The sequence below is a fragment of the Geomonas sp. RF6 genome, from assembly GCF_021044625.1.
GTDB lineage: Bacteria > Desulfobacterota > Desulfuromonadia > Geobacterales > Geobacteraceae > RF6.
The window spans coordinates 413,595-435,657 of sequence record NZ_CP087999.1 but is presented as its reverse complement, the minus strand read 5'-3'; the positions used below and the strand labels follow the sequence as shown (position 1 = coordinate 435,657).

The following is a 22,063-nucleotide window of genomic DNA, read 5'->3' as shown; positions in this document are numbered from 1 at the left end:
CTTCAAACGGCCTGTCACATGTACTCGAAATGCTTTCTGTGTTTCATGATCAGGTAGAGAAAGAAGGGCCCCCCCAGCATGGAGGTGATGATCCCCACCTTCAGGTCGACCGCCACCACGAGCCGGACGAAGAGGTCCGCGTAGATTATGAAGACCGCCGCGAGTAGACCCGAGAAGAAGACGAGCTTGCGGTTGTCTGGCCCCACGAGGCTGCGCATGATGTGCGGCGCGACGAGCCCCACAAAGCCGATGACGCCGGAGACGGCGATGGCCCCCCCCGTCTCAACGGAGGAGAAGAGGAGGAGGGCGTTGCGGGCCCTTTTGGTATCGACACCGAGGTTCGCCGCCGTCTCCTCGCCGAGCATGAGGAGGTTCAGGTCCCTGGCGAAGAAGAGGGTCCCCAGAAGCGCCAGGAGCGTGGTCGGGGCCACGATACTGACGTGCTCCCAGGAGCGGTTGTTGAGGTCCCCCATGAGCCAGTTCACGATGACTCGCCCGACGTCGAACTCCCGCGTGCTGAGGGTGATGATGAACGACGTCAGCGCGCCGAAGACGAGGTTCAGGGCGATCCCTGCCAGAAGCAGCGTGGAGATCGAGGTCCGCCCGCCGGAGGTGGCGATGGCAAAGACCAGGATCAGCGTGAGGATCGAAAAAACTATCGCGGCGCAGGGGAGCACCACGAGCGAATCGGAGGCGACGCCGAGGTAGATGGAGAGCACCGCCCCGAGAGCTGCTCCCGAATCGATCCCCATGACACCGGGGCTGGCCATAGGGTTCTTGAAAATGCCCTGCATGACGGTGCCGGCGCCACCGAGGGAAAAGCCGACCAGAAGCGCGACCAGAAAGCGCGGCAGCCGCCCGTCCCAGACGATCGCCGCCTCCACATCGTTCACCACCCCACCGTGGAGTCCGAGCTTCGCCAGGAGTATCGCAGGGACATGGGAGGCCGGTACGGACCACGAACCTGAGGACAGCGAAATGACCCCTCCCGCGAGGATGAGGGCCACCAGCACTATGAAGAGGAAGAAGTCCTTTCTGTGCATGGCGGCTTCAGCGGGGGGGGCGGTATATGACCCCGGCGAGGTAGTCGGCGCTCAGGAGCATGTACTGTGACGACGCCCGGAGATACACCCCGGGTACATAGTAGACGGCGCCGCTCCTGATGGCGCGGGCGTGGGCGAGGACGCGGCTGGACATGAGGATGTCCCTGAGCTTCGACCGCGCTGGAACGACCACCACATCCGGGTTCCACTTCAGCACCGTTTCGTAATCGACCTGCGACCACGACTTTATCCCCTGCTCCGTCCCCACATTGACCGCGCCTATCATCCTGCAGATCGAGTCGAAATTCGACGTGGCGCCGGGGACGTAGCCTCCCTCGTCGTAGTAGAGCACCCGCACCGGCGGCCCTTTGCGCGGCAGCTTCGTCTTCAGTTCCCGCATCTTCCGGTCTATCAGGCTCACCAGCGCGGCGGCGTTCCCTTCCTCTCCGATCACGGTGCCGATGAGGGCGATCTGCTCCTTTATGGAGTCGATCGTTCCGAAGTAGCCGAGGTCAAAGGTCGGTATGCGCGCCTGCCTGAGCTTCTCCTTGAAGTCGGGGCTCGAATAGGAGACGGTAAAGACGAGGTCCGGGCGGTAGCCGAGCACGAGTTCCGTCTCCTTCGAGCGGAAGATAGGTCCGCGCTGGCGCACCTCGGCTGCAATGAAGCTGGATTCCGGGTCGGCGGAGAGCTCGTTGAACGCGACCAGGCGCTCCCGCGGGCAGATCGCCCACAGGATCTCGGCTACGCCGACGGAATGTGGTATCAGCCGTAGCGGCTTCTTCTGCACTAGCAGCGTTCGTCCTTCCTGGCGGAAGGTGTCGCTTTTGAAGTCGTAGGTCTTGAGTGGAGAGCGGATCTCCCGCGGCCATCCCCCTTGCGTCTTTCCGGTCCCACGGACCAGGCTCAGCTCCGTTCTCAGCCTCTCCAGGTCGAGGGGAGCCTTCTGATCGGCTCCCTCCGAATGGGTCGCGCAGAAGATGATGGAGCAGACCAGAAGCAGTGCGTGTAGCAGGAATGCTCCCATGGCACTTGTTGCTGGTTTATCCGGATGGCGGGGGATAGAGGCCATCACGTCCCCCCCTTTGCGAAGGTTCATCCGGATTTTCCGGGGAGGCGTCGATACATTGCCACGAAGCACTGCAGAAGGCCTAACGTCCCCCCCTTTGCGAAGGGGGGACAGGGGGGATTTGGTCTTTGCCGGCATATCCGAAATATCTCCTCCAGAACCGCATCCGTTTCCAACAATACCTGCCGGTCATACCTAAGTACCATCAGTGGCGCCGCGCTGGAGCACAGGCTTCCCAGCCTGTAGCCGCGGCGCCAGCCGCGCGGTCTGTGGCGGCTGCGCCGCCATCGCAGGCAAGATGCCTACGCTCCAGCGCGGGGGCACCCGGGTTCTTTGTAGCGAGTTTGTCGCGCACTGCCTGGTGCGCATACGCTCCCGGGGGCCTCGGAAGTAAGGATACTGTGCTTTATCGCGCGAACTCGAGGAACGTCGTCTCCTCCACCCTGTATTCCTTCACGTTCACCTCGAACACCTGCCGTATGTTCTCCTCCGAGAAGGCCTCCTCGGGCGTGCCGGAAAAAAAGAGCCTGCCGCGGCAGAGGATCGAGATGGTGTCGCAGAATTTCCTCGCGAGGTTCAGGTCGTGGATGCTTACCAGGATCGTCTTCCCCTCTTCGCGAAAACGGTCGAGGATCCCGAATATATCGAGGGTGTGTCTCACGTCGAGCTCCGAGGTCGGCTCGTCGAGGAGGATCAGCTCCGCCTCCGTGGCGATCGCCCGGGCGATTATGGCGAGCTGTCCCTCACCGCCGGAAAGCTCGTTTATGTTCCTCTCCTTCAGCGGTTCGATACCCGTTTGCCGCAACGCCCGCTCTATTATTTCCCGGTCCCTTTGCCGCATCCCCTCGAACCGCTGCAGGTGCGGGTTGCGCCCCATGGAGACGACATCGAAGACGGAGATCGGGAAGCCGATGGAGGTGTTTTGCGGGACAAGGGTCACCAGGGTGCTGAGCTCCTTCCTCGATATCGTCCTGTTGTCCCTGCCGTTTATGCTGATTGTCCCGGACTGCGGCTCCCATATCCTGCAGATGGTCTTCAGCAGCGTCGATTTGCCGGAGCCGTTCGGCCCGATGATGCCGTGGATCTTCCCCCCCTCGAATCTCGCGGAGATGCCGTCGAGGATCTTCGTGCCGTCTATGGCGAATTCGATGCCGTCCAGTTCGAGCATATGAAGCCGCGCCCCCGCCCCTACGAGCAGAGCCTCATTTTGTACATGGCCGGCAGTATGAATTTCGACGCCACGACGCAGAGAAAGCCGGTGTAGACGGTCGCGCTCAGAAGCGGCGCCGTCAGATTGGGGGAAAATTCCGTGGTCATGGCGAGCGTCCCCCATATGAAGAGCTGCCCGAGCAAAAGCTGGAAGTTCTGCGCGAGGGTGTAGATGACCCAGAAGTTCCGTGACAGCCTCTTGTCCTCTCCCTTGCGAATCTTTATCTCGATGATCTTGAACCAGGTCCTTCCTTCCACTATCTGCGCGGAGCCGTCGCACACGTGATGGAGCAGATAGATCAGCACCAGGAGGTGAGGCTTGAAGGAGACGGCTCCGAAGAAGTACATGAATACGGGTGGGAAGCAAAGGAGCAGGCATATCGCCCCCAGCGACTGCCCCGTCGCCACCCCGAGCTGCGCCCTGATGAGCCGCGCGATCTGCGTTTTCGGGTCGTGGGTTGCCTCCAGGTGATCTATATAGCCGGAAATGCAGGTGCTGGAGATCATGCTGATTCCAGGATAGGCGTATTTCACCACCACGCCGAGGATCGCCGCGACTTTCAGCTGCTCCTCCGCCATGGAAAACATGGTGTACAGGATGACGCCGTCGAGGATGTTTTTCCCGATGGTGTAGCAGATGTTGCCGATCTCCCCGTAGCGGTAGAAGCACACGGAAAGGAGCGCGGCAATATAGAGCTTTATCTTCTGCGACAGGGGAGGGGTGACGTAATCCGGGGGAGCCGCCGGCTGGGACAGTGGAGCGATGTGCTCAGAGGATGCCACCGGCTTTGACAGTGCAGGAGGGGCATACTCCGATTGTGCCAACTGTTGCTCTTCTTTCATAGCGGCGAGCTCTGCATTCTGTGTGGTGGTTCGTTACGCCGACGGAAAGGGTTGGGGAAAGCCCCAAGGAGGCGGTGCGTTGCCTCCTTGGGGGTATGAGGCGCCTACGTTGACATAAGCCCCTTCAGGAGCTTCACGGTCTGCTTCGCCGCATCCTTCGGTTTCGTGGCCTGCTTGGAGATGCCGCACACAACCTTCACCATGTTGTGGTCGCACTTCTGCTCCTGCCACACTTGCCCTTTCGGAGCTGCGATGTACACGGAGAAGGCGTTCTGACCGGTGCCCGGACGCTCCCCTATGATGTGGACAATGGCGCGCGGCTTGTTGGGATCTGATTTTCCGTAGAGGATGTCCCCTACCATGTACCCGGCGCGCACGCGGCCGCTGTTGATCACGATGGTGTTCTTGTCCACCGTGAGGCCGGAGGCCTGGAGCTCTTCCCTGAGGGCCGTGATGTACGGCAACACATGGTCCGGATCCATGATGGAGTTCGCGTTCAGGCCGTCGGAGACCACGATCTGCACGTCAGGCACTTTCCCCTGCCACGCGTCGCGCAGCTTCTCCAGCGTCGCCACCGACTGCGGGTTCAGCTTCTCGCCGGATTCCGGATGCACGATGTAGTTCTCGCGGTCCTTGGAGAGGGTGGCGAGCTGGACGGAGTCGGGGATCTTCTTCACAAACTCGGGGGAGAACTCGGACCAGATCGCCTTCTTGGCGTCGGCGTAGAGCTCGCGCACCCGCTTGTCGAGCTGCGGGTTGGGATCCCAATAGTTCTTGCCGTATCCGGATGCGAGGGGGACCTTGTTTCCGGTCTTCAGCCAGGTCGTCTGGATCTCGTTGTACTTCTTTTTCCCTTCCGCCATGATCGCCTGCTGCGTGCGGGTGTCACCCTTCGCCTTCTGGAACTGGTAGTACACCCAGACCGGGTCGCCGAAGTGTTTCGTCGGCTTGCCGTTGGCGTCGATGACCTGGATGCGCTTGAAGAAGTCCCACATGACGTCGTTTACCTTGTAACCGAACTTGCTGCGCAGCCGGACGTGGTCCTGGTAGCTCGTGGTGAGGTAGCTGAGCATCGGGTCGTTCCGGGTGGGGAGCGCCATGAGGTAGGCGGGGTTTGCCGCCATGATCTGGTCCTGGCACCACTGCAGGTCGTCGAGGCTGACCGACATGTGCAGCGTCGAGCAGATGTCGAGGCCGATGGTGATCCCCTGCAGTTTGCCCATCAGGATGTCTTCGAGACAGCAGCGTACCAGCTGCTCCTTCGTCCTGAACACTTCCGGCCCGATGAAGCCGGCCACGTCGTTCAGGTGGACGTAGGCGCCGTTGGGCTCCACCTGGGCGAGGATCTGCTTCAGGCCGCGCGCCATCCCGTACTTGCGGGACTCGAGGACGACCATGTCCACCCCTTCCGCGGCGCCGTTGGTGAAGTCGGAGCCCTGACCGGTCTCGAAATAGAGGCCGTACTTCTGTCCCTTGCGCGACTTGGCGTGGTCGACCATCTTGTCGACGGTGATGTCGAAGGTCTTGTTGGCGGCGTCGGTTCCGGCAAGGCTCTGGAACATGATGTTCACGAGCTCGGGTTTCTCGTTGTAGATCTCCCGCTGCACGTCTATGTGCGCCAGCACGCACCAGGGGAGCTTTCCGTTCAGCTGGAAGGCGTCGACCACCTCTTTCAGCGCGGTCTCGACCCGTGCGGTCTGCTCTTTGGTGCCGTCCACCGGATTGGTGCCGAGCACGAGGTCGCCTACCCCATAGGCGAAGCCGTCCAGCACCTGCCACTGGATCTCTTCCGGATCGTCAGTCGGGGAGTTAGGCTGGATGCGCGCGCTCAGGTACCCCTTGGCGCCGATCTTGGTACCCGGCAGCGGATTGAAGATCTTCCGGTTCACCGCGATCAGCTCCTTGTTGCTCATGAGCTTCGGCAGGCAGCCGACGACCTCGCAGTTCATCCCGTACATGACCGACTTTATCTGCGTCTCGGAAGCGGTGAGGAGGAAGCTTTTCATCTTGCCCAGGGGCCAGTTCTTTATCTTTTCGTACTGCGCCGCGTCCACCGAATCCTTGGCGAACTTGTACAGGTTGTCGTTCAAAAGGGGGTGGCTGGAGAGGTCCTTGATGGTGGTGTTTGCCAGGAGCTTGCGGGCGTTCTCCCTGCTGGCATTGGTGTCGGCGGCGACGCCGATCGTCTTGTCACCTTCCTTGAAGGCGTTGGACGCGCCGATGATCTGGCGGTACAGGGTCTGGTCGAAAGAGCCTTTCACCCGGGTCATGTACTTGAAGACATCCTCACCCGGTTTCACGGTCTTGATGACGATGGCGCCGCTGGTGCTCGCGAATCCGAGAACCACCAGGAAAAGCATCGCTGTGATCAAAAGTAATCGTCTCATGCTGTGCGGCCTCCTTTTATGATGTGGTCTGCAAAGTCACCGTGAGCTATATCGCCAGGTCGAAGACGAGGCCTCCGTACACGAAGTCGGAGTCGTTTTTGGTGAAGCTGAGATCGCGGATCTCGCGGCGAGCGTGCTCGTTGAGCGGGAAGGAGTACTGAACCCGCGGCGACACCGAGAGGTACTTGTTCAGCGGGATCTTCATGCCGACGGTGAGGTTGCCGTCGTGGAAGTTGGAGAAGTCGGAAGGCTCGGACTTGTCGTGCAGATAGGCGACGGTAGCGGCGAGGTCGAGGGAGAAGTCTCTGTAGACGGGGATGCTGTGGGAAAGGCCGAGGAGGAAGTACCAGGCCTGCCCGATCTCTATCTCGTTATAGACGCAGAAGGTCGGCTTCAGGATCGTGTCGAAGGTGAAGGTCGCAAAGACTTCCTGGTTCTTGTTTGGCTGGTAGTTGTAGTAGATCCATCCCAGCGAGTAGTTGAGCTTCAACGGCGCGATGGCGTTGCTGTAGGAGACGGTGACGTCCGTTTCCTGGATCTTGAACTCCTTGTCGGGGCCGCCGTAAAAGCGGGTGTCCATGTCGGCCCACAGGTTCACTGCGAATCCCTTGTAGCCGACGGTCGCGGTCGGGAAGATCACGAGGCTGTCCTTGCTGAGCTCGTAGCCGCGCCAGACGTACTTGGAGTAGAACGAGACGTTGAGATCGGCATTCAGGTCTTCGGGGATCTCCTTCATCCCCGGCTTGGGAGCCTCGGCAGCTGCGGACGGGTGCTTCTCTGCGGTAAGGTCCTCCCCGCGTGACTCAGACCCCATGCAGATCGCCAGTAGAACAAGGAAACTCAAAGAGAACAGTCTAAGCGATACCTTCATTTTCCCCTCCTGATTCATTTTAGGTGGTGCATCTCAGTGTGTCGGCTTCCGTCTCTTCATCCAGTCTTTGCTGGCACTGCGTCAGGTTATTTCTTTCTGGTGGCCTTTGCCGTCTCCCACATCTCGGCGTACGCCTTCTCCGTCTTCTCGCTCATGACCTGCCAGATCGCCACGGTCTTGAAGTAGTCGTTGTCCCCCACGTGGAACAGGGTCCTCTCCGTCGGGGTCACGAGACCCTCGGCGAGATTGACCACGGGGGAGACCCCCTGCTTTTTTACGACCGCTGCCTGGGCCTTCGGGGAAAGCTGCAGGTTGATCCATTCCTCACAGAGCTTCTTCTTCGTCCCCTTTGCGGCTGCCTTCGTTATGCACCAGTAGTCGATCCAGGCTGTGCCCCCTTCCTTGGGAGCGGCGACCATCCACTTGCCACCCTTCTGGTTTGCCTGCGCGGCAGCGAAACCCCAGTCCGTCGCGAGCGCGAGCTTCGGGAACTCCTCCGGTTTGGCCGAGCCGTCCCAGAAGCTGTAGGCGTTTTGTGCGAGAACGTTCAGCCTCTCCTGGACCTTCTGGCGGTCGAGCTTCTCGATATCGAAGATCTGGTCGTAACGGTACCCGAGCGAGAGGGCGGTGATCCAGATATTGCACTTACAGAAGTTGTTGTTGATGGTGTACTTCCCCTTGTACTGCGGGTCCCACAGGACGTTCCAGCTCTGCGGGGGCTCCTGCACCATCTCGGTGTTGTAATCGAGCCCGTACGGCCCGCAGTTGTACGGGACGCCGTAGCGCTTCCCCTTGTGGATCAGGGACTGGTCCGCCTGGAAGAAGGGGATCATCTTCTGTGCGTTGGGGATGTTTTTGAGATCCACCTCCGAGAGGAGGAAGTTCCCCTGCTGGAAGCAGTTGAAGCGCGGGGTCTTGGCGAGGTCAGCTGGCGGTGAGATGAGGTCGGCGGTACCATTTTTCGCTGCCTGGTAGAACTCGTCCTGGTCGGTGGGGTAGTGCGTCTGCACGTCGACGTCGATACCGTACTTCGCCTTCACCAACGCCTTGTATTCCTTCACGATGGCGGCGTCAGCGTACCCTTCCCAACAGGTGATCCTGAGCGTTTCTTTTCGGGCTGCCTGCGAGGCCGTGATCCCCAAAAGAGCGACAGTGATGACAATGCACAGTGACAAAAGCGACAGCTTTCTCATAGAACCTCCTCCTTTGCAATGACGACGCAGGGTCGTAATCCTCCAGCCTGACATAGCGTCCGGCTATTGTGACTTAATTGACGCCGTGAAGGCACCGGCGTAGCAGATCGCAGTTACAAGCAAAAGGTCAGACCACTGTCACAGTGCTAAACTATTCTGCGTTTTTTGCCTTTGTCAAGGGGGAATAATTAACATGAGTGAATGGATAAGTGAAAAAGGTACAAGCGCTGGATATGAGATAGCGTAACCGCCTCATTCAGTTCCACTGAGTGGCTGGTGGGTTCGGAGTGACGTCAATGAGAGAGGGAGGACCGGGGGGGGCAGGCTACTTTTTCTCTTCGTAGAAAAACCAAGCAGCATGTCCGGCTTTATACTCTTTTGAGGAGTGGAGGACGGACCGAGGAGGCAAAGATGCCGGTGACAAATACCTTTTTCGCAATGATGTTGCTCCTTTCACTTTCAGTGACTGCAGCACATGGCGACCCGAGCGGGTCGACGGGCGGCAGCAGCGCCAGCGAGGATGTGAAGGTGGTTGGTGGCGTTCGGGAGCTACTCTCGGAAAGGGAGGCGATCGCTACTGGAGCGGGAGCTCAACATTCTGACGTTGCACCATCATGGGACCCTTGCCTGAAGGAGGGGGAAACGTGCAACACGCTGAACGACAGGTGCTGCCACGGGTACTACTGTTTCGGGGGGCTTGTTCCGACGTGCGTCCGGAAGCCGTGAAAAAGGAAATGGGAAAAGGGGCGGCAGAGGTCCTGCAGATAGAGACGTCGATCCCCGCACGGATGGACCGCCTCCCGTGGTGCAGGTTCCACTGGCTGGTGGTGATCGCCCTCGGGATCACCTGGATCCTCGATGGGCTGGAGGTGACGCTCAAGGGTGCAATCAGCGGGGTCCTTCAGGATCCGGGCACCCTCCACTTCACCAGCCAGCAGATCGGGACTATCGCTTCCTTCTACCTCGTCGGCGCTGTTGCAGGATCCCTTTTCTTCGGCTATCTCACGGACCTCCTTGGACGGCGGCTCCTCTTTTTCATCACCCTTGCCGTCTACTTCGCCGGTGTCTTCCTCTCCGCCTTCAGCTGGAACCTCGGGAGCTTCATTCTCTTTCGCTTCATCACGGGGCTCGGGATCGGCGGGGAGTACGCCGCCATAAACTCGGCAATTGACGAGCTGATCCCGGCGCGGGTGCGGGGGCGCATCGATCTCATCGTCAACGGAAGCTACTGGATCGGGGCCGCCGTGGGCTCCGGTTCGACGATCATCCTGCTCGACCCCCACATCCTGCCGGTCAATGTCGGCTGGCGGGTCGGCTTCGCGATCGGGGCCGCTCTTAGCCTATTCATCCTGGTGCTGCGTCGCAAGGTGCCGGAGAGCCCCCGCTGGCTCATTACCCACGGTAGGCTGCATGAGGCGGAGGAAATGGTGGCCCGCATAGAGGCGGAGGTTGAGCGGGAAACAGGGCAAAAGCTCGAGGATGCAGAGGAAACGCTGACCATCCATCCGCACCGGCGGTTCGGCTTTGGCGCCATCATCCGTGGCATGTTCACGCTCTACCCGAGGCGCACGGTGCTCGGGCTGACACTGATGGTGTCGCAGGCCTTTCTCTACAACGCCATCTTCTTTACCTACGCCATGATCCTCACCACCTTCTACAACGTCCCGGGGAGCCAGACGGGGCTGTACCTTCTTCCCTTCGCCCTCGGAAACTTCTGCGGCCCCCTCATCCTCGGGATCTTCTTCGACACGATCGGGCGGCGGCAGATGATAGCTGCGACCTACACCATCTCAGCGCTCCTCCTTGCCGTCACCGGCTACCTCTTCAACATCGCCGCCCTCACCCCCTTTTCCCAGACCGCCATGTGGACGGTCATCTTCTTCTTCGCCTCCCCGGCCGCCAGTTCGGCATACCTGACAGTCAGCGAGATCTTCCCGCTGGAAACGAGGGCATTCGCCATCGCCTTCTTTTTTGCCATCGGCACAGCCGCCGGAGGAGTCGTCGCTCCGTGGCTTTTTGGCACCCTGATCGGGACCGGGTCGCGGCAGGGGGTCTTCTACGGGTACCTCGGCGCGGCGCTTCTTATGCTTTTGGCAGCGGTCGTGGAAGGTGCAATCGGAGTGAAAGCGGAACGGACCTCCCTGGAAAAGATAGCAGCACCCCTTTCTGCCTCGCTGGAATGAAGCCGCGCCCCCCCTCCATCAGGTGGCACCTATAAATTCCCGAAGGCATATTTTTTTATACATGAAAGGAACTTTTGTAACTATGCGGAATGACGGCGGTGAAAGCGCCTTCTCGCCTTTGCGTGTCCCTGAGGTGCCATTCTCCCCGTATATTTTTCGTATACACCCGACTCTGTCCTGGATGACATGCGCCAAAGATAAACGCAACGATAACGGCAGTTTATAAGAATCTTCTCCTGCCTGAAAAGTTGGCCCGACAGTTGCGTTAGGAAGAGTGAGATGCAAACCTGCTTCAGGGGAGGATGCCATGAAAAACATCATGAAAAGCCTGGCGGTCATTATAGCAGCGGCGACCCCCGCCTTTGCCACAGGTGACGGCGGCTCCGGTAACGGCCTGCTGATGAGCGCCTTCTTTGGTTTCGCGGCACTCGTCATTGTTTTCCAGTTCGTTCCGGCACTCGTGCTTCTGGGCGGGATGCTGAAGGGACTCTTTTCGAGTGCGGCTCCGGAGCCGAAGAAGTAGCGCTGCCGTGGGCGCTTGGGAGGGGGGTATGCTCGATATTCTGGTGGTCGACAAGGATAAGAACGCCACGAAAATGCTGGCGGATCTCCTGATGGAGGAGGGGTACCACGTCAGCGTCACCGGCTCAGCGGCACAGGCTCTGTATCTCGTGGTAAAGGAGCGCGCGCAGGTGGTGCTCCTCGGGGATGAGGTTGATGATTCCACCATAGCCGACCTGATACCGGTCTTGAAGCAGTGCAACAAGAAGCTGAGCATCATATTTATGTCAGGAAACGCGCCCCTGTCGTTGATCCGCCAGGTGCGCAACCATGGGATCTTCTATCATGCCCTGAAGCCTCTCGGCAGGGAAGGGTGGGAAGAGATACGGCAGGCAGTAAGGTGCGCCTTTGCCACGCAGCTCAAGGGATTTTGTCCCGCGTTTTAACCATAGGAGGATGTCATGAAGAAAGCCATTACCTTCGCCACCCTGTTCGGCACCGTCACCAACGCCTTCGCCGCCACCGGCCGTCAAGACGACAGCGGAATCTTCGTCTGGGCGTTCCTCGGTTTCTGCGCCCTCATCGTCGTTGCACAGGTGATCCCTGCACTCCTGATGATGTTCGGGCTCGCAAAGGGGATCACCAGCAAGCGGGAGCTCGCCCACCAGACCGGATCCACCGACTCCAAGTAGTAGCTTAAGTGAAATTTCTTGATATAAAGAGCTGCACCGGCCTCCGAAACGGAGGCCTTTTTTATGTTGATGCAGGCTCACCAGGGAATCTCAGGAACCGGAGTAGGCGGGGCCATCACGGCCTCCCTTTGCGAAGGTCCATCGGGAATTCCGGGGGAGCGTGGGTACATTGCCACGTAGCACTGCAGAAGGCCCAACGTCCCCCCCTTTGCGAAGGTTCTTCCGAGAATTCCGGGGAAGCCGCAGTATGTTCCAAGGAAGGGGCGCACGAGGCCTCGCGTCCCCCCCTTTGCGAAGGGGGGACAGGGGGGATTTGACTTGGCCAGGACCCTCCTGCAAGTGAGCAACTGCTGTGATCTCAAGCAACTTTTTTAGATTTTCACTTTGCAGAAAACTGGTGGAGCGTATGTCGTTGATCCGCAGCACTGCGGTTCGACGACCGAGATGTACGGTCAAACGGGCTGCGGTTCTGGAGGAGACTTGAAGATCAAATCCCCCCTGCCCCCCTTCGCAAAGGGGGGAACACTAGGCCTTATGCAGTGCTTCGTGGCAATGTACCCACGCTCCCCCGTAATTCCCGGGTGGACCTTTGTCGCAAAGGAGGAACGCGGGACAAGGCCGATTCTCTTTGTTCACCTTCTTTGCCTTATCGCCCAGCCGCCGAGGGCGGGGGTGGCCCCCCGAGGTACCCGCCAGAGCCTTCAACCTTCGCAGCCGAGAGGACTACATGCTGAACCGCCTCCTTCTTCCCCTGTCGACCCTTCTCTTCATCATCTCCTTTTCTCCGCTGGCCAGAGCCCAGGAAATTCGGGACACCGAAAAAGAGCACGGCGATGTCGTGACCCTCGCGGAAAAGCCGAACCCTTCCGTGTGGGATGCCTCGGCGGAGATAACCTTTCTCCCCTCCAGCGCAATGCGCGGAGCTGGCGATGACCTCTCCATGACAGAGGTCCGTGCGGGGATCGGCAGGAGGTTCCCTTTGAACTCCCGCCTGGAGCTCTCCGGCGGGGTCCGCTACTCCACGCAACTCATCGATGCGCCCGCCTCCGCCCATCTCCCCGACGCGCTGCACGCGCTCTCCATCTACCTCGGCGGCGAGTACCGTACCTCCGACAGCCTCACCCTGGGGATCAGGATCTCCCCGGGGTTAAGCAGCGATTTCAACGGGATCGGTACGGACGATGTCCGGGTCCCCGTCTCCTTCAACGCGCGCTACCAGCGCTCAAGGACCCTCACCCTCCTCGGAGGGATCATCTTCACGGGCGGAGCACACGCCTACCCCGTCCTCCCTATCCTGGGGGTGCTCTATATGCCTTCCGATCGGCTGGTATTTGCTGCCGGGTTTCCGCGCACGGGGGTCATGTACAGAACAAACGGTGTGGAGTGTTATGCTGGGGTGGAGAGCGGGCGGGGGGAGTACCGGCTGCACGACGACTCAGTCGGCGCGAAGATCATAAGCTACCGCGACTTCCGCGCCGTGGCCGGAGTCGATATGGCACTCTCCCGCTCCGTGAAGGCAGGATTCGCGGGAGGGTATGCCTTCGCCAGGAGATTCGTCTTCTACGAAGGGAGCCGCGACGATCTGCGCATCGACGGCGTCCCCTTCGGAAAGGTGCAGGTGAAGATCGCCTGGTGAATCAGGCCTTTGCCGGAACCGGTGTGCCCGTCTCGAGGACCTCACGCACCTTGTGCAGCAAGGTGCTCCGGGTGAGGGGCTTGGAGATGAAGTTGAAGTCCTCATCTATCCCCCTTTTGCTGCTCAGGAAGTCCCCGGTGTAACCGCTCATGAAGAGTGCGGCGACGTCGGGGCGCACCTTCCGGATCTCGTCGTACGCCTTCTTCCCGTTCATGCGCGGCATGATCACGTCGAAAAGAAGCAGGTGGATCTTGTCGCCGTCGGCCTGGAACTTCTCCAGCGCATCGAGCCCGTCGACCGCCTCCAGGACGCGGTACCCCGATGCCTCCAGTATCGACCGGGTTAGCTCTCTCACCATCGGCTCGTCCTCCGCGAGAAGGACCGTCTCATGCCCGCGCGGCGGCTCACTCTCGGTCCTTTCCTGCCGCGGAACCGTTTCCGCTACCGACGGGAGGCACACCTCCATCACGGTCCCCTTTCCGGGCTCGCTGTGCACGTCTATGTAGCCGTTGTGCTGCTTTACGATGCCGTACACGATGGAGAGGCCGAGACCCGTCCCCTTACCGGTCTCCTTTGTGGTGAAAAATGGCTCGAAGATCCTCTGGTGCAGGTCTGCAGGGATCCCGATGCCGTTGTCCGAAACGGAGATCCGCACGTATCTCCCCCCCTCCACCATTCCCTTCATCCGTGCCGCATCGGGATCGAGTTCCACCTCGTCGGTGCCTACGGTGATCATCCCACCGGCAGGCATGGCGTCACGGGCGTTCGTCACCAGATTCATGATGACCTGCTCGATCTGCACCGAGTCCGCCTTCACCTGGAAGTCTCCGCCGGTGACAAAGCGAAGCTCGATGTCCTCCGGGATGAGCCTCGAAAGGAGGTTCTCCGCCTTCCGCACGATATCGTTCACGCTCCCTGCGGTCAGTCGAACCACGTGCTTCCGGCTGAAGGCCAGCAGGCTATGGGTGAGGTGGGTGGCCTTTTCGGCGGACTTCACTATCTGGTCCAGATGTCTTAGCAGCGGCTCGTTCTCTTCCGTCTTCATCTGCAGGAGGTTTGCGTTTCCGAGGATGACGGTGAGGATGTTGTTGAAGTCGTGCGCGACGCCGCCGGCCATCTGCCCGATCGCCTCCATCTTTTGCGAGTGCCGCAACTGCTCTTCCAGTCGTTTTTGCTCCGTGATGTCCTGGAAGTTCTCCACCACCATCAGCCTCTTTCCGGTGACGATGCGCCGCGCGCTCTTGATGATGGGGATGTACCGCCCGTCCTTCCCCCGCAGGAGTATCTCCTTGTTGTCGAGGTGCTCGACGCCGTGATCGAGAAAGTGGCACCCCCCTTGCGCGTTGCTGCAGATCACGCCGCACGGCTTTCCCACCAGCTCGTCGCGGCTGAAGCCGGTGATGGTGCAGACCAGGTCGTTCACGTCCTCGATGATCCGGTTCTCGTTGACCGTGTAGCTCCCCCCCGGGAGGTTGTTGTAGAGGGAGCGCCACTTCTCCTCCGCCTCCTTCCGCTCCGTTATGTCCTCGATCGTTTCGATGGCGCCGATCAGCTTTCCCCTGGTGTCCCGCAGCGCAGCAGCTGTGAAGTGCAGCCACTTCCCACCCCCCGGAACCTTCGTGGAGAAGCCGGTGGACTCGTACGCCTCGGCGATCAGTTTCGACTTGTCGCAGAAGGTCCCGTACCAGCGCGATATCTCATCGCTTTTCCCCGTCGCCAGGAGGTCCGCCAGGAGAGGGCGCTCCGTGTCGTGGAACGCGCTCCACGCCCGGTCGGTTCCCACCACATCGGCCTCGCTGATCCCTGTCAGCTGTTCCAGCGCCCGATTCCAGTGGATCACCTTCCTGTCGCTGCCGACAACGAAGATGGGGATGGCGGAGCCGTGGATGGTGGTGCGCAGCCTCTGTTCGCTCTCCCGCAGCGCCTCGTCGATGCGCCTGCGCTCGTTGATGTCGCGGATATGCTCGACGACCGTCGCCACCTCTCCCGATTCGTCGAAGACGGGGTAGGCACGGACCTCGATGTGCCCCATGCGCGGGTTCCTCTTTTCGGTCACGACGCGCTCCCCGGTCTCGAAGGCCTTCGCGACATGGCAGTTGTTGCACGGCTCCCCGATGCCGAAGTAGAAGTCGTGGCACTGATCCGCCTCCCCCCTATCCGCCCTTTCCAGCCGCCCCGGCCGGTTGGAGTGGATGGTGCGGTACTCCCTGTCGATGAGGGAGAGCTGGTCCGGTATGGTGTCGAAAATGCTGCGCAGCACCGTCTCGGTCCGGCGCAGCGCCGCTTCGGCGTGCTGGCGTTCCTGCACCTCCTGGGCGAGGTGCAGGTTCTTTAGCCCCATGTTGGCGAGCAGGTGCACCAGGCTGCGGAAGTAGCGCATGGTGTGGCTCACCTGCTCCCTGGTAAAGACCGGGGCGCGACGCACCGCGTCGAGGTACTCCTCCTCGTCGAAGGCGAATTCACGGGCCTGCTGGCGGAAAAAATCCTCATCCGGCTTTTCGTCCTCGTAGAAGAACTGGCCTGTGAAGAAGGTGGCGAGGTGCTCGCCGGAGATGACGATCGGCATGGCGACGTCGCGCAGCCCGTTTAGGCAGCGGTAGTCGAGGTATTCCTCCGAGCCGGTGCCGAGGTGCTCCTTCAGGTAGGCATCGCTTTGCTGGCAGCGCCAGGCCGTCCTCGGATTGGCCCTGTGGAATCTGGTGCAGACGTCCTGCCACCCGGCGGCGACGAGGATGTTCCCGTCGGTGTCTACGATGGCAGAGACCGTTCCGGTGAGCTGCTGGTGCGCTTCCAGCATGCGGCGGACCTCTGCTATCTCCACCAGTTCGTGGAAGGCTACTCGTTTCATGATTCCTCACTGCGTTTTCGGGACTGGGGGCGGCGGAGGCTGAAGCGTTCCCCTTCCTCCGCGAGGCGGAGCGACCCCCCTGGTATGGGTGGCATCCGCCGAAGGGGCGAACGGCTGTATCTGACTGATTCCCTTATCGGGTATACAAAGGATTTCTTGAGGAGGGTAATTTCTTTAACAGGGAAGGGTGCCTCTGTTTTCCTACATCTCGATCCGGAACTGGGCACCTTCCTGCACGTTCCTCACCGTGAGGGTGCCGCCGAGGTTTCTTTCCACGATCATCTTGGACATGTACAGCCCGATCCCCGTCCCCTTCTCGGGTCCCTTCGTGGTGAAGTAGGGATCGAAGACCTTGCCGATGACCTCTTCCGGAATGCCGCCGGCGTTGTCGGTTATGGTGATGATGGCGCGCGCGTCGTCGTTGCCGATCTCGATGGAGATCGCGGGGGAGGTGATCTTCTGCGCCTGGAAGGCGTCCCTCGAGTTAATGATGATATTGAGGAGCACCTGCGAGAACTCCTTCGGGTAGCCGCTGACGACGGGGTCGGTCACTGCGAATATCTCCACCGTTATGTGGGCCTGCTTCAGGGTCGCATCGAGGAGGGAGAGGGTTTTTTGCACCGTCTCCATGACGCTGAACTCCACCTTTTCCTTCCCGAGGCTGAAGAAGTTGCGGAAGTTGTCGATGGTGTCGGACATGTGCTCTATCGCTTCCATCATCTTCTGGACGTTCTCCTCGAGGTACTCGGCGCTGAACTCCCCGAGCTTGTACGTCATGGGGAGTTCCTGGGCTCGCAGGGCGAGCATGTTGAGGGGCTGGCGCCACTGGTGGGCGATGTTTGAGAGCATCTCCCCCATGGCCGCGAGGCGGTTTTGCTGGATAAGGAGGGCATCTCTCTGCCTGAGCTCCTCGAGGGCGCGCAGGCGCTTCGCCGTCTCCCTTTCCAGCTCCTCGTACGCCGTGCGCAGCGCCTCATTCTGCGTTCTCAGTCTCTCCTCGACCTGGAGCCTCGTCTTTATCTCCGTGCGCAGCTGGATCTCCGTCATCACCGCATCCGCCAGGTCAGCCACGACGAGGATATCTTCCTTTGTCCACTGCCTCGGCTCCGTGTCGATGACGCAGAACGATCCGAGGACGTAGCCGTCGGTGGTGACGAGGGGCATCCCGAGGTACGCGACGACATGCAGATCCTCAATGGCGGGGTTGTCCTTGAAGAGCGGGTGCCTGCGGGCATCCTCCACCAGGAGGGGCTGCTTCGCGATGCGGTTGTGCTGGCAGAAGGAGTGGGAGAGGGGGGTCTCGCGCCGGGAGAGCCACGGCTCCGGAAGCCCGAGACAGCTCTTGAAGAACTGCCTGTCTGCATCGATGAGGGACACGAGCGCTACAGGCGCGTCCAGAAAGCGGGCGGCGAGCTGGGTCAGCCTGTCGAACGCCTCCTCGGTGGGGGTGTCCAGGAGCGCTACGGACCGGAGCGCCGCGAGCCGTTCCGGATCTGCTACGTGGGATGAGAGGTCAGTGCAGTTCATCGCAGCTCCTGCAAAAAGACTTCACTGCCCTCAGTATACCCCACAAATTGCAGCCGGAGTCCGGCTCCGGAGAGGGTGGGGCCGGACTCCTGTGTCGTGGAAAGTGAGGGAGCACTCGCTTTCTCCCTCAGGTACGGCAAGAAAAACAGGTGCCGCACAGCGTGCCTCTAGCGTTTCGGGGTGGTAGCGCTCGGGATCGGCGGGGTGCCCCCTGGCAAGGTAGTGCCGCTCGGTGTGGTCGTGCTGCCCTTGCTGGGGGGGGGCGTCGTGGTGCCAGGCGCCGTCGTGGTGCCAGGCGCCGTCGTGGTGCCAGGCGCCGTCGTCGTTCCGCCGGTACCCGTACCGGTGGAGGGGGTGGTCGTCGTCCGTCCGCTCCCCGTGCTGGTGGAAGGAGTGGTGGTAGTCCCGCTGCTCGGGGATGTTGTGGTGCCGCCAGTTGCGCCGCTCGGGGTCGTGGTGGTGCCGGGCGTCCCCCGGGTCGTGGAAGGAGTAGTGGCCGACACACCGCCAGCGGTCATGTCCAGCACGCGCCGCAACGTCCGCGCAACGGCGTCGGGGCTGTCCGTCGCCCAGAAGTGGAGATAGAAGAGTCGCGGGTTGTCAAAGAGCTGGTGGTTGTGCAGCGCGGTGATGTCGAATTTGCCGCCGTTCAGGACCTTGATCGCCTGGTTCACCTCCTTGTCCAGCAGGACGAACTCGCCGGTGGTGGCGACCTTGTCACCCGCCTTCTGGAAGAAGAAGTGGTGCGCTGCCCCGAAAAACGGCGGTACTGCCTTCCCCTTCTCGGTGACCTTGTCCTTCCTTGGGACCATTACCTCGAATACGTCCCCTTTCTGTTCACCCTTCTGCCCGAGCACCCCCTGAACCGTCGTCCATTGCGCCGCGACAGTCGTGCTCTTCGCCGCCGCCGCACTCCCCAGCGGGGTAGCCGTCTGGGAAAGGGCGGCCTTCAGGCTCGTGGCCAGCGCCTTCGCGGTGCCGGAGCCCGAGACGTGCAGGAAGAGGACGTTGGGGTCCGTGCCGAAAAGGTGGTTGTGCAGGGCGGTTATTTCCAGCCGCTGGGCCTGCAGCTGGGTCACCACCGGGGTCACCTCTTTCTCCAGGAGCACCAGGTCGGCGGCCATCATTGCCTTTTCAGGGGTGCCGGTAAACTTGATGTGTGTGGCGAGGCCGAACTCCGGCGCGAGCTTCGTGTCTCCCTTCATGACCGTCTGGTCCGAGCGAGGAATGCTGAACTCCACCGTCTTGCTGTCGAGCATCTTCCCGGTGGTGCGGAAGACGTCCTCGGCATCGCGCCAGTTGTCCTGTGCCATGGCGGTGCCGCTAACGAAAAGTGAAACTGCAAGTAGTGCGAATACTTTCATGGAAGCCTCCAATCCCTGACGTCCCCGCGCAGAGAGGTAACCGGTCATAAAGATGCCACGGGTGAGCAGCAGCATCCCGGCTGTCGTTCGAAATCTTCCTTTGGTCACTACCCGGGCGGGGGCGCATCTCCGAGTTTCTGTTTGCGTCGCATGTTAAAAAATTTAACACCGGCAGCCCTATTGTCAAGAAGGGGCTCCGTAAAACATCCTGTAAATTCAAATATTTACTGTTTTATCCTCCTGTGCGGATCGGCTCTTTCACGTTTCACGCACGGCAGGTCCGCCTCCCCGTTGTAGCGGTCGGGGCGCGTTGAAAAGGTTTATAGTTATTAGCAGAAGCGGGGGTGGCGGAACAGAGACCGAAGGTCGGCCAACCGGGATCGAGAGGCGTGACAATATGAGCGGAAAGTACTCCATCGTGCGCTGGTGCGGGTTCCTCTTACTTTCGACCCTCCTCGTTTTTGCGGCGGCAGGGGGAGTGATCGCCGATCCGGGGGGGGAGCAGGCGCTTCTGGCAAAGTACCCGGCCCTGCAGTCGAAGCTGGAAAAGAGCTACCTTGGCGCCCCCATATACCTCGAGTCCGCCGAGGCGGGGGACTCGCTGCGGGTCGATATGTACGGCGTCTTTCACCACCCCTTCTCCGCCTTGCGCGACGCGCTGCAGTCGCCGTCGAACTGGTGCGACATCACCTCGCTGCACATAAACATCAAGGCGTGCACCTACCGCAAGAGCGGGGACCAGTGGTACCTCACGCTGTACAGCGGGAGAAAGTACTATCAGCCTGCGTCGGATGCATACCCGCTCCGCTTGAAGTTCCAGGCCCCCTCCCAGGAGCCGAACTACCTCCAGCTCCTCCTCTCCGCGGACGAGGGGCCGCTGCATACGAAGAACCACCGCATGCGTCTGGAAGCGGCGCCCCTCCCGGAGGGGCACTCTTTCGTTCACTTCAGCTACACCTACGGGTACGGCTCCATGACCCGCATGGCGATGAAGAGCTACTTCGCCACGATCGGGCGGGACAAGGTCGGCTTCAGCCTGGCGGGGGGAGGGAAGGGGTTCGTCGGGGGGGTGAGGGGGGCGATAGAGCGAAACGCGGTCCGTTACTATCTGGCCGTGCAGAGCTACCTCGACACGCTGAGCTTTCCGGAGGGGCAGCGCTTCGAGCAGCGTACATCGCGGTGGTACGACCTCACGGTGCGCTACCCCCGGCAGCTGAAGGAGATGGACAAGCCGGACTACCTTGCCATGAAGAGACAGGAGCAGGCCAACCAGCTGGCCCTGCAAAAAAAGGAAGGGACCGCGCGGCCCCTTCCGTGACAGCTATCTACTTCGCAAAGACGAACTCGTCCCTGCGATTCTTCGCCCAGGCGGTCTCGTCGTGCCCCGGATCCGCCGGCTTCTCGTTGCCGTAGCTCAGGACGGAGAGGCGCTCGCGGGGGATCCCCAGCGTAGCGAGGTACCCCGCCGCCCCCTGCGCGCGGCGCTCTCCGAGCGCGAGATTGTACTCGTCGGAGCCCCTCTCGTCGCAGTAGCCTTCCACGCGCACCTTCCGCTCCGGGTTCTTTTTCATGATCTCCACGTTCTTCACCAGTGCAGCGCTCGCTTCCGCGCTCAGCGTCGACGAGTCGAACCCGAAGTAGATCGTCTCAAGGTTACGCTGCAGGCTCGTCTCACTGACTGCACTCTCTTTCTTCGCTGCCGACTCCTTCAGCTCTCCGCCGGAGAGGGGCGCAATCGGTTCTGCTGCCGGCGCCGCCTTTACGGTTGCCGGCGCGGCTTTCACTCCCGCGGCCGGGGCGGGTTTGACGGCTGCGGCGGGTGCCAGCGGCTCGTCCTTCTTCACCACTTCCTCCTTGGCGCAGCCGGCATAGGTAAAGGTCCCGACAAGAAGAAAGGGCAGGAGCCATTTCGAGGTAGCGTTCATTTTTTTCCTCCAGTATTTCAACAGTAGACGCAAGGTGGGCCCGGACTGCAGCATCTGCAGCCGGATGCAGTGACCGGTCAGCCTGTCGAAGCGGGAGGGGCGCGGGATGCGTGGGGGAACAGGGGGGGGTGGTGCAGCGACGGGATTTCGGTGCTGGTGCGCCCCGTGGTGTACCAGAAGGGGGGAGAGAGGGCGGCACTGCAGGGGAGGGGGGAGACGTCGGTGAAGAATTTCTTCGCGCTTCCCGCCGACTCCTTGATCTTCGTCTCGAGCACCGCCCGCCGGGTCGGCTTCGGCTGCCCGGGGGGCGAGAGGTCTGTCGTGCGGATCGCGGAAAAGACGAGGCAAAGGACTATGAGGAGGGAGGTGAGGGCCCATCCCCTTTTATGTCGCGGGCGACGCTGGACCATAGCGCCGGAAGCTTAATGTATATCGCCCAACAACGCAACCCTTCCGCGGAAATTAATCCGTCCGCAGCATCAGGCGTGACGCTTCAGCAGAACGGTGCGGGGACGGGGGGCGCGTCCTTCGAGGAAGAAATTGCCGTAATACGGAGCCTTTCGCGCCCGCGCGCGGTGCAGCCGCTCGACGGCGCCCGTGACGGCGGTGAGCCTTTGTCGCAGCTCCCCCTGCATCGCCTCCCACGTACCCTCGCTCACCATGTCGGCAACGATCTCCATCACTGTGCGATAACCGCAGAAGAGAACCACTCCCACACTTGCCAATACCAAAGGCTCCATAACTCCCCCCTTTCGCCGTCGCTCCGGCGATT

General features: G+C 60.9%; 20 protein-coding genes. 7 read left to right on the top strand and 13 right to left on the bottom strand.

Annotated features, from left to right (window positions below):
- Nucleotides 1-14 precede the first annotated feature (14 nt).
- The 7 genes from LPW11_RS01880 to LPW11_RS01850 all read right to left on the bottom strand — a co-directional run bounded on the left by LPW11_RS01880 (nucleotide 15) and on the right by LPW11_RS01850 (nucleotide 8,615).
- Nucleotides 15-1,043, bottom strand: coding sequence for a FecCD family ABC transporter permease (locus tag LPW11_RS01880; protein ID WP_230996428.1), 1,029 nt, complete (start codon nucleotides 1,041-1,043; stop codon nucleotides 15-17).
- 7 nt (nucleotides 1,044-1,050) lie between these two features.
- Nucleotides 1,051-2,070 carry an ABC transporter substrate-binding protein gene (locus LPW11_RS01875; protein ID WP_230996427.1) on the bottom strand — a complete coding sequence of 340 codons (1,020 nt, stop codon included), beginning with the start codon at nucleotides 2,068-2,070 and terminating at the stop codon, nucleotides 1,051-1,053.
- 448 nt (nucleotides 2,071-2,518) lie between these two features.
- Entirely contained in the window at nucleotides 2,519-3,280 is a 762-nt protein-coding gene (locus LPW11_RS01870) for an ABC transporter ATP-binding protein (RefSeq protein WP_230996426.1), read from the bottom strand.
- A 20-nt stretch (nucleotides 3,281-3,300) separates the two neighbouring features.
- Nucleotides 3,301-4,164 (bottom strand): hypothetical protein, encoded by an 864-nt coding sequence (locus LPW11_RS01865; protein WP_230996425.1) that lies wholly within the window; start codon nucleotides 4,162-4,164, stop codon nucleotides 3,301-3,303.
- A gap of 104 nt (nucleotides 4,165-4,268) precedes the next feature.
- Nucleotides 4,269-6,551, bottom strand: a complete 2,283-nt coding sequence (locus LPW11_RS01860) for an ethanolamine ammonia-lyase (RefSeq protein WP_230996424.1) — start codon at nucleotides 6,549-6,551, stop codon at nucleotides 4,269-4,271.
- 46 nt (nucleotides 6,552-6,597) lie between these two features.
- Nucleotides 6,598-7,422 (bottom strand): TorF family putative porin, encoded by an 825-nt coding sequence (locus LPW11_RS01855; RefSeq protein ID WP_230996423.1) that lies wholly within the window; start codon nucleotides 7,420-7,422, stop codon nucleotides 6,598-6,600.
- Between the two features lie 86 nt (nucleotides 7,423-7,508).
- A complete protein-coding gene (locus LPW11_RS01850; protein ID WP_230996422.1) occupies nucleotides 7,509-8,615 on the bottom strand; it encodes an ABC transporter substrate-binding protein in 1,107 nt (368 codons plus the stop codon).
- Nucleotides 8,616-9,026: 411 nt separating this feature from the next.
- On the opposite strand from LPW11_RS01850, the gene LPW11_RS01845 reads away from it, so the two are divergent.
- The 6 genes from LPW11_RS01845 (at nucleotide 9,027) to LPW11_RS01820 (ending at nucleotide 13,627) form a co-directional block, all read left to right on the top strand.
- Nucleotides 9,027-9,341: a hypothetical protein gene (locus LPW11_RS01845; protein WP_230996421.1), complete on the top strand. Its 315-nt coding sequence runs from the start codon at nucleotides 9,027-9,029 to the stop codon at nucleotides 9,339-9,341.
- Complete coding sequence (locus LPW11_RS01840; protein WP_230996420.1) at nucleotides 9,338-10,798, top strand: MFS transporter; 1,461 nt, start codon at nucleotides 9,338-9,340, stop codon at nucleotides 10,796-10,798. The genes LPW11_RS01845 and LPW11_RS01840 overlap by 4 nt, the downstream gene beginning before the upstream one ends.
- Nucleotides 10,799-11,105: 307 nt before the next feature.
- Nucleotides 11,106-11,321, top strand: a complete 216-nt coding sequence (locus tag LPW11_RS01835; RefSeq protein ID WP_230996419.1) for a hypothetical protein — start codon at nucleotides 11,106-11,108, stop codon at nucleotides 11,319-11,321.
- Nucleotides 11,322-11,349: 28 nt separating this feature from the next.
- Nucleotides 11,350-11,745: a response regulator gene (locus tag LPW11_RS01830; protein WP_230996418.1), complete on the top strand. Its 396-nt coding sequence runs from the start codon at nucleotides 11,350-11,352 to the stop codon at nucleotides 11,743-11,745.
- Nucleotides 11,746-11,760: 15 nt separating this feature from the next.
- Complete coding sequence (locus tag LPW11_RS01825; RefSeq protein WP_230996417.1) at nucleotides 11,761-11,991, top strand: hypothetical protein; 231 nt, start codon at nucleotides 11,761-11,763, stop codon at nucleotides 11,989-11,991.
- A gap of 727 nt (nucleotides 11,992-12,718) precedes the next feature.
- A complete protein-coding gene (locus LPW11_RS01820; protein WP_230996416.1) occupies nucleotides 12,719-13,627 on the top strand; it encodes a hypothetical protein in 909 nt (302 codons plus the stop codon).
- Nucleotide 13,628: 1 nt separating this feature from the next.
- Here the strand turns inward: LPW11_RS01820 and LPW11_RS01815 are convergent, their stop codons facing one another.
- The 3 genes from LPW11_RS01815 to LPW11_RS01805 form a co-directional block, all read right to left on the bottom strand.
- Nucleotides 13,629-16,475, bottom strand: coding sequence for a PocR ligand-binding domain-containing protein (locus LPW11_RS01815; protein WP_230996415.1), 2,847 nt, complete (start codon nucleotides 16,473-16,475; stop codon nucleotides 13,629-13,631).
- A 201-nt stretch (nucleotides 16,476-16,676) separates the two neighbouring features.
- Nucleotides 16,677-18,002 (bottom strand): GAF domain-containing sensor histidine kinase, encoded by a 1,326-nt coding sequence (locus tag LPW11_RS01810; protein ID WP_230996414.1) that lies wholly within the window; start codon nucleotides 18,000-18,002, stop codon nucleotides 16,677-16,679.
- Between the two features lie 167 nt (nucleotides 18,003-18,169).
- A complete protein-coding gene (locus tag LPW11_RS01805; RefSeq protein WP_230996413.1) occupies nucleotides 18,170-19,366 on the bottom strand; it encodes a DUF1259 domain-containing protein in 1,197 nt (398 codons plus the stop codon).
- Between the two features lie 397 nt (nucleotides 19,367-19,763).
- On the opposite strand from LPW11_RS01805, the gene LPW11_RS01800 reads away from it, so the two are divergent.
- Nucleotides 19,764-20,684, top strand: coding sequence for a hypothetical protein (locus LPW11_RS01800; RefSeq protein ID WP_230996412.1), 921 nt, complete (start codon nucleotides 19,764-19,766; stop codon nucleotides 20,682-20,684).
- A gap of 7 nt (nucleotides 20,685-20,691) precedes the next feature.
- Here LPW11_RS01800 and pal read toward each other — a convergent pair whose 3' ends face one another.
- The 3 genes from pal to LPW11_RS01785 form a co-directional block, all read right to left on the bottom strand.
- Complete coding sequence (pal, locus tag LPW11_RS01795) at nucleotides 20,692-21,291, bottom strand: peptidoglycan-associated lipoprotein Pal (RefSeq protein WP_230996411.1); 600 nt, start codon at nucleotides 21,289-21,291, stop codon at nucleotides 20,692-20,694.
- A gap of 77 nt (nucleotides 21,292-21,368) precedes the next feature.
- A complete protein-coding gene (locus tag LPW11_RS01790) occupies nucleotides 21,369-21,701 on the bottom strand; it encodes a hypothetical protein (RefSeq protein WP_230996410.1) in 333 nt (110 codons plus the stop codon).
- Nucleotides 21,702-21,770: 69 nt separating this feature from the next.
- The gene (locus LPW11_RS01785; RefSeq protein ID WP_230996409.1) at nucleotides 21,771-22,031 is read right to left on the bottom strand and encodes a hypothetical protein; all 261 of its coding nucleotides are present in this window, start codon (nucleotides 22,029-22,031) and stop codon (nucleotides 21,771-21,773) included.
- Nucleotides 22,032-22,063: the final 32 nt, after the last annotated feature.

Coding starts and splice junctions, on each gene's coding strand:
- LPW11_RS01880 (WP_230996428.1), bottom strand. CDS start 1,043: ATGCACAGAAAGGACTTCTTCCTCTTCATAGTGCTGGTGGCCCTCATC.
- LPW11_RS01875 (WP_230996427.1), bottom strand. CDS start 2,070: ATGGGAGCATTCCTGCTACACGCACTGCTTCTGGTCTGCTCCATCATC.
- LPW11_RS01870 (WP_230996426.1), bottom strand. CDS start 3,280: ATGCTCGAACTGGACGGCATCGAATTCGCCATAGACGGCACGAAGATC.
- LPW11_RS01865 (WP_230996425.1), bottom strand. CDS start 4,164: ATGAAAGAAGAGCAACAGTTGGCACAATCGGAGTATGCCCCTCCTGCA.
- LPW11_RS01860 (WP_230996424.1), bottom strand. CDS start 6,551: ATGAGACGATTACTTTTGATCACAGCGATGCTTTTCCTGGTGGTTCTC.
- LPW11_RS01855 (WP_230996423.1), bottom strand. CDS start 7,422: ATGAAGGTATCGCTTAGACTGTTCTCTTTGAGTTTCCTTGTTCTACTG.
- LPW11_RS01850 (WP_230996422.1), bottom strand. CDS start 8,615: ATGAGAAAGCTGTCGCTTTTGTCACTGTGCATTGTCATCACTGTCGCT.
- LPW11_RS01845 (WP_230996421.1), top strand. CDS start 9,027: ATGCCGGTGACAAATACCTTTTTCGCAATGATGTTGCTCCTTTCACTT.
- LPW11_RS01835 (WP_230996419.1), top strand. CDS start 11,106: ATGAAAAACATCATGAAAAGCCTGGCGGTCATTATAGCAGCGGCGACC.
- LPW11_RS01830 (WP_230996418.1), top strand. CDS start 11,350: ATGCTCGATATTCTGGTGGTCGACAAGGATAAGAACGCCACGAAAATG.
- LPW11_RS01825 (WP_230996417.1), top strand. CDS start 11,761: ATGAAGAAAGCCATTACCTTCGCCACCCTGTTCGGCACCGTCACCAAC.
- LPW11_RS01820 (WP_230996416.1), top strand. CDS start 12,719: ATGCTGAACCGCCTCCTTCTTCCCCTGTCGACCCTTCTCTTCATCATC.
- LPW11_RS01815 (WP_230996415.1), bottom strand. CDS start 16,475: ATGAAACGAGTAGCCTTCCACGAACTGGTGGAGATAGCAGAGGTCCGC.
- LPW11_RS01810 (WP_230996414.1), bottom strand. CDS start 18,002: ATGAACTGCACTGACCTCTCATCCCACGTAGCAGATCCGGAACGGCTC.
- LPW11_RS01805 (WP_230996413.1), bottom strand. CDS start 19,366: ATGAAAGTATTCGCACTACTTGCAGTTTCACTTTTCGTTAGCGGCACC.
- LPW11_RS01800 (WP_230996412.1), top strand. CDS start 19,764: ATGAGCGGAAAGTACTCCATCGTGCGCTGGTGCGGGTTCCTCTTACTT.
- pal (WP_230996411.1), bottom strand. CDS start 21,291: ATGAACGCTACCTCGAAATGGCTCCTGCCCTTTCTTCTTGTCGGGACC.
- LPW11_RS01790 (WP_230996410.1), bottom strand. CDS start 21,701: ATGGTCCAGCGTCGCCCGCGACATAAAAGGGGATGGGCCCTCACCTCC.
- LPW11_RS01785 (WP_230996409.1), bottom strand. CDS start 22,031: ATGGAGCCTTTGGTATTGGCAAGTGTGGGAGTGGTTCTCTTCTGCGGT.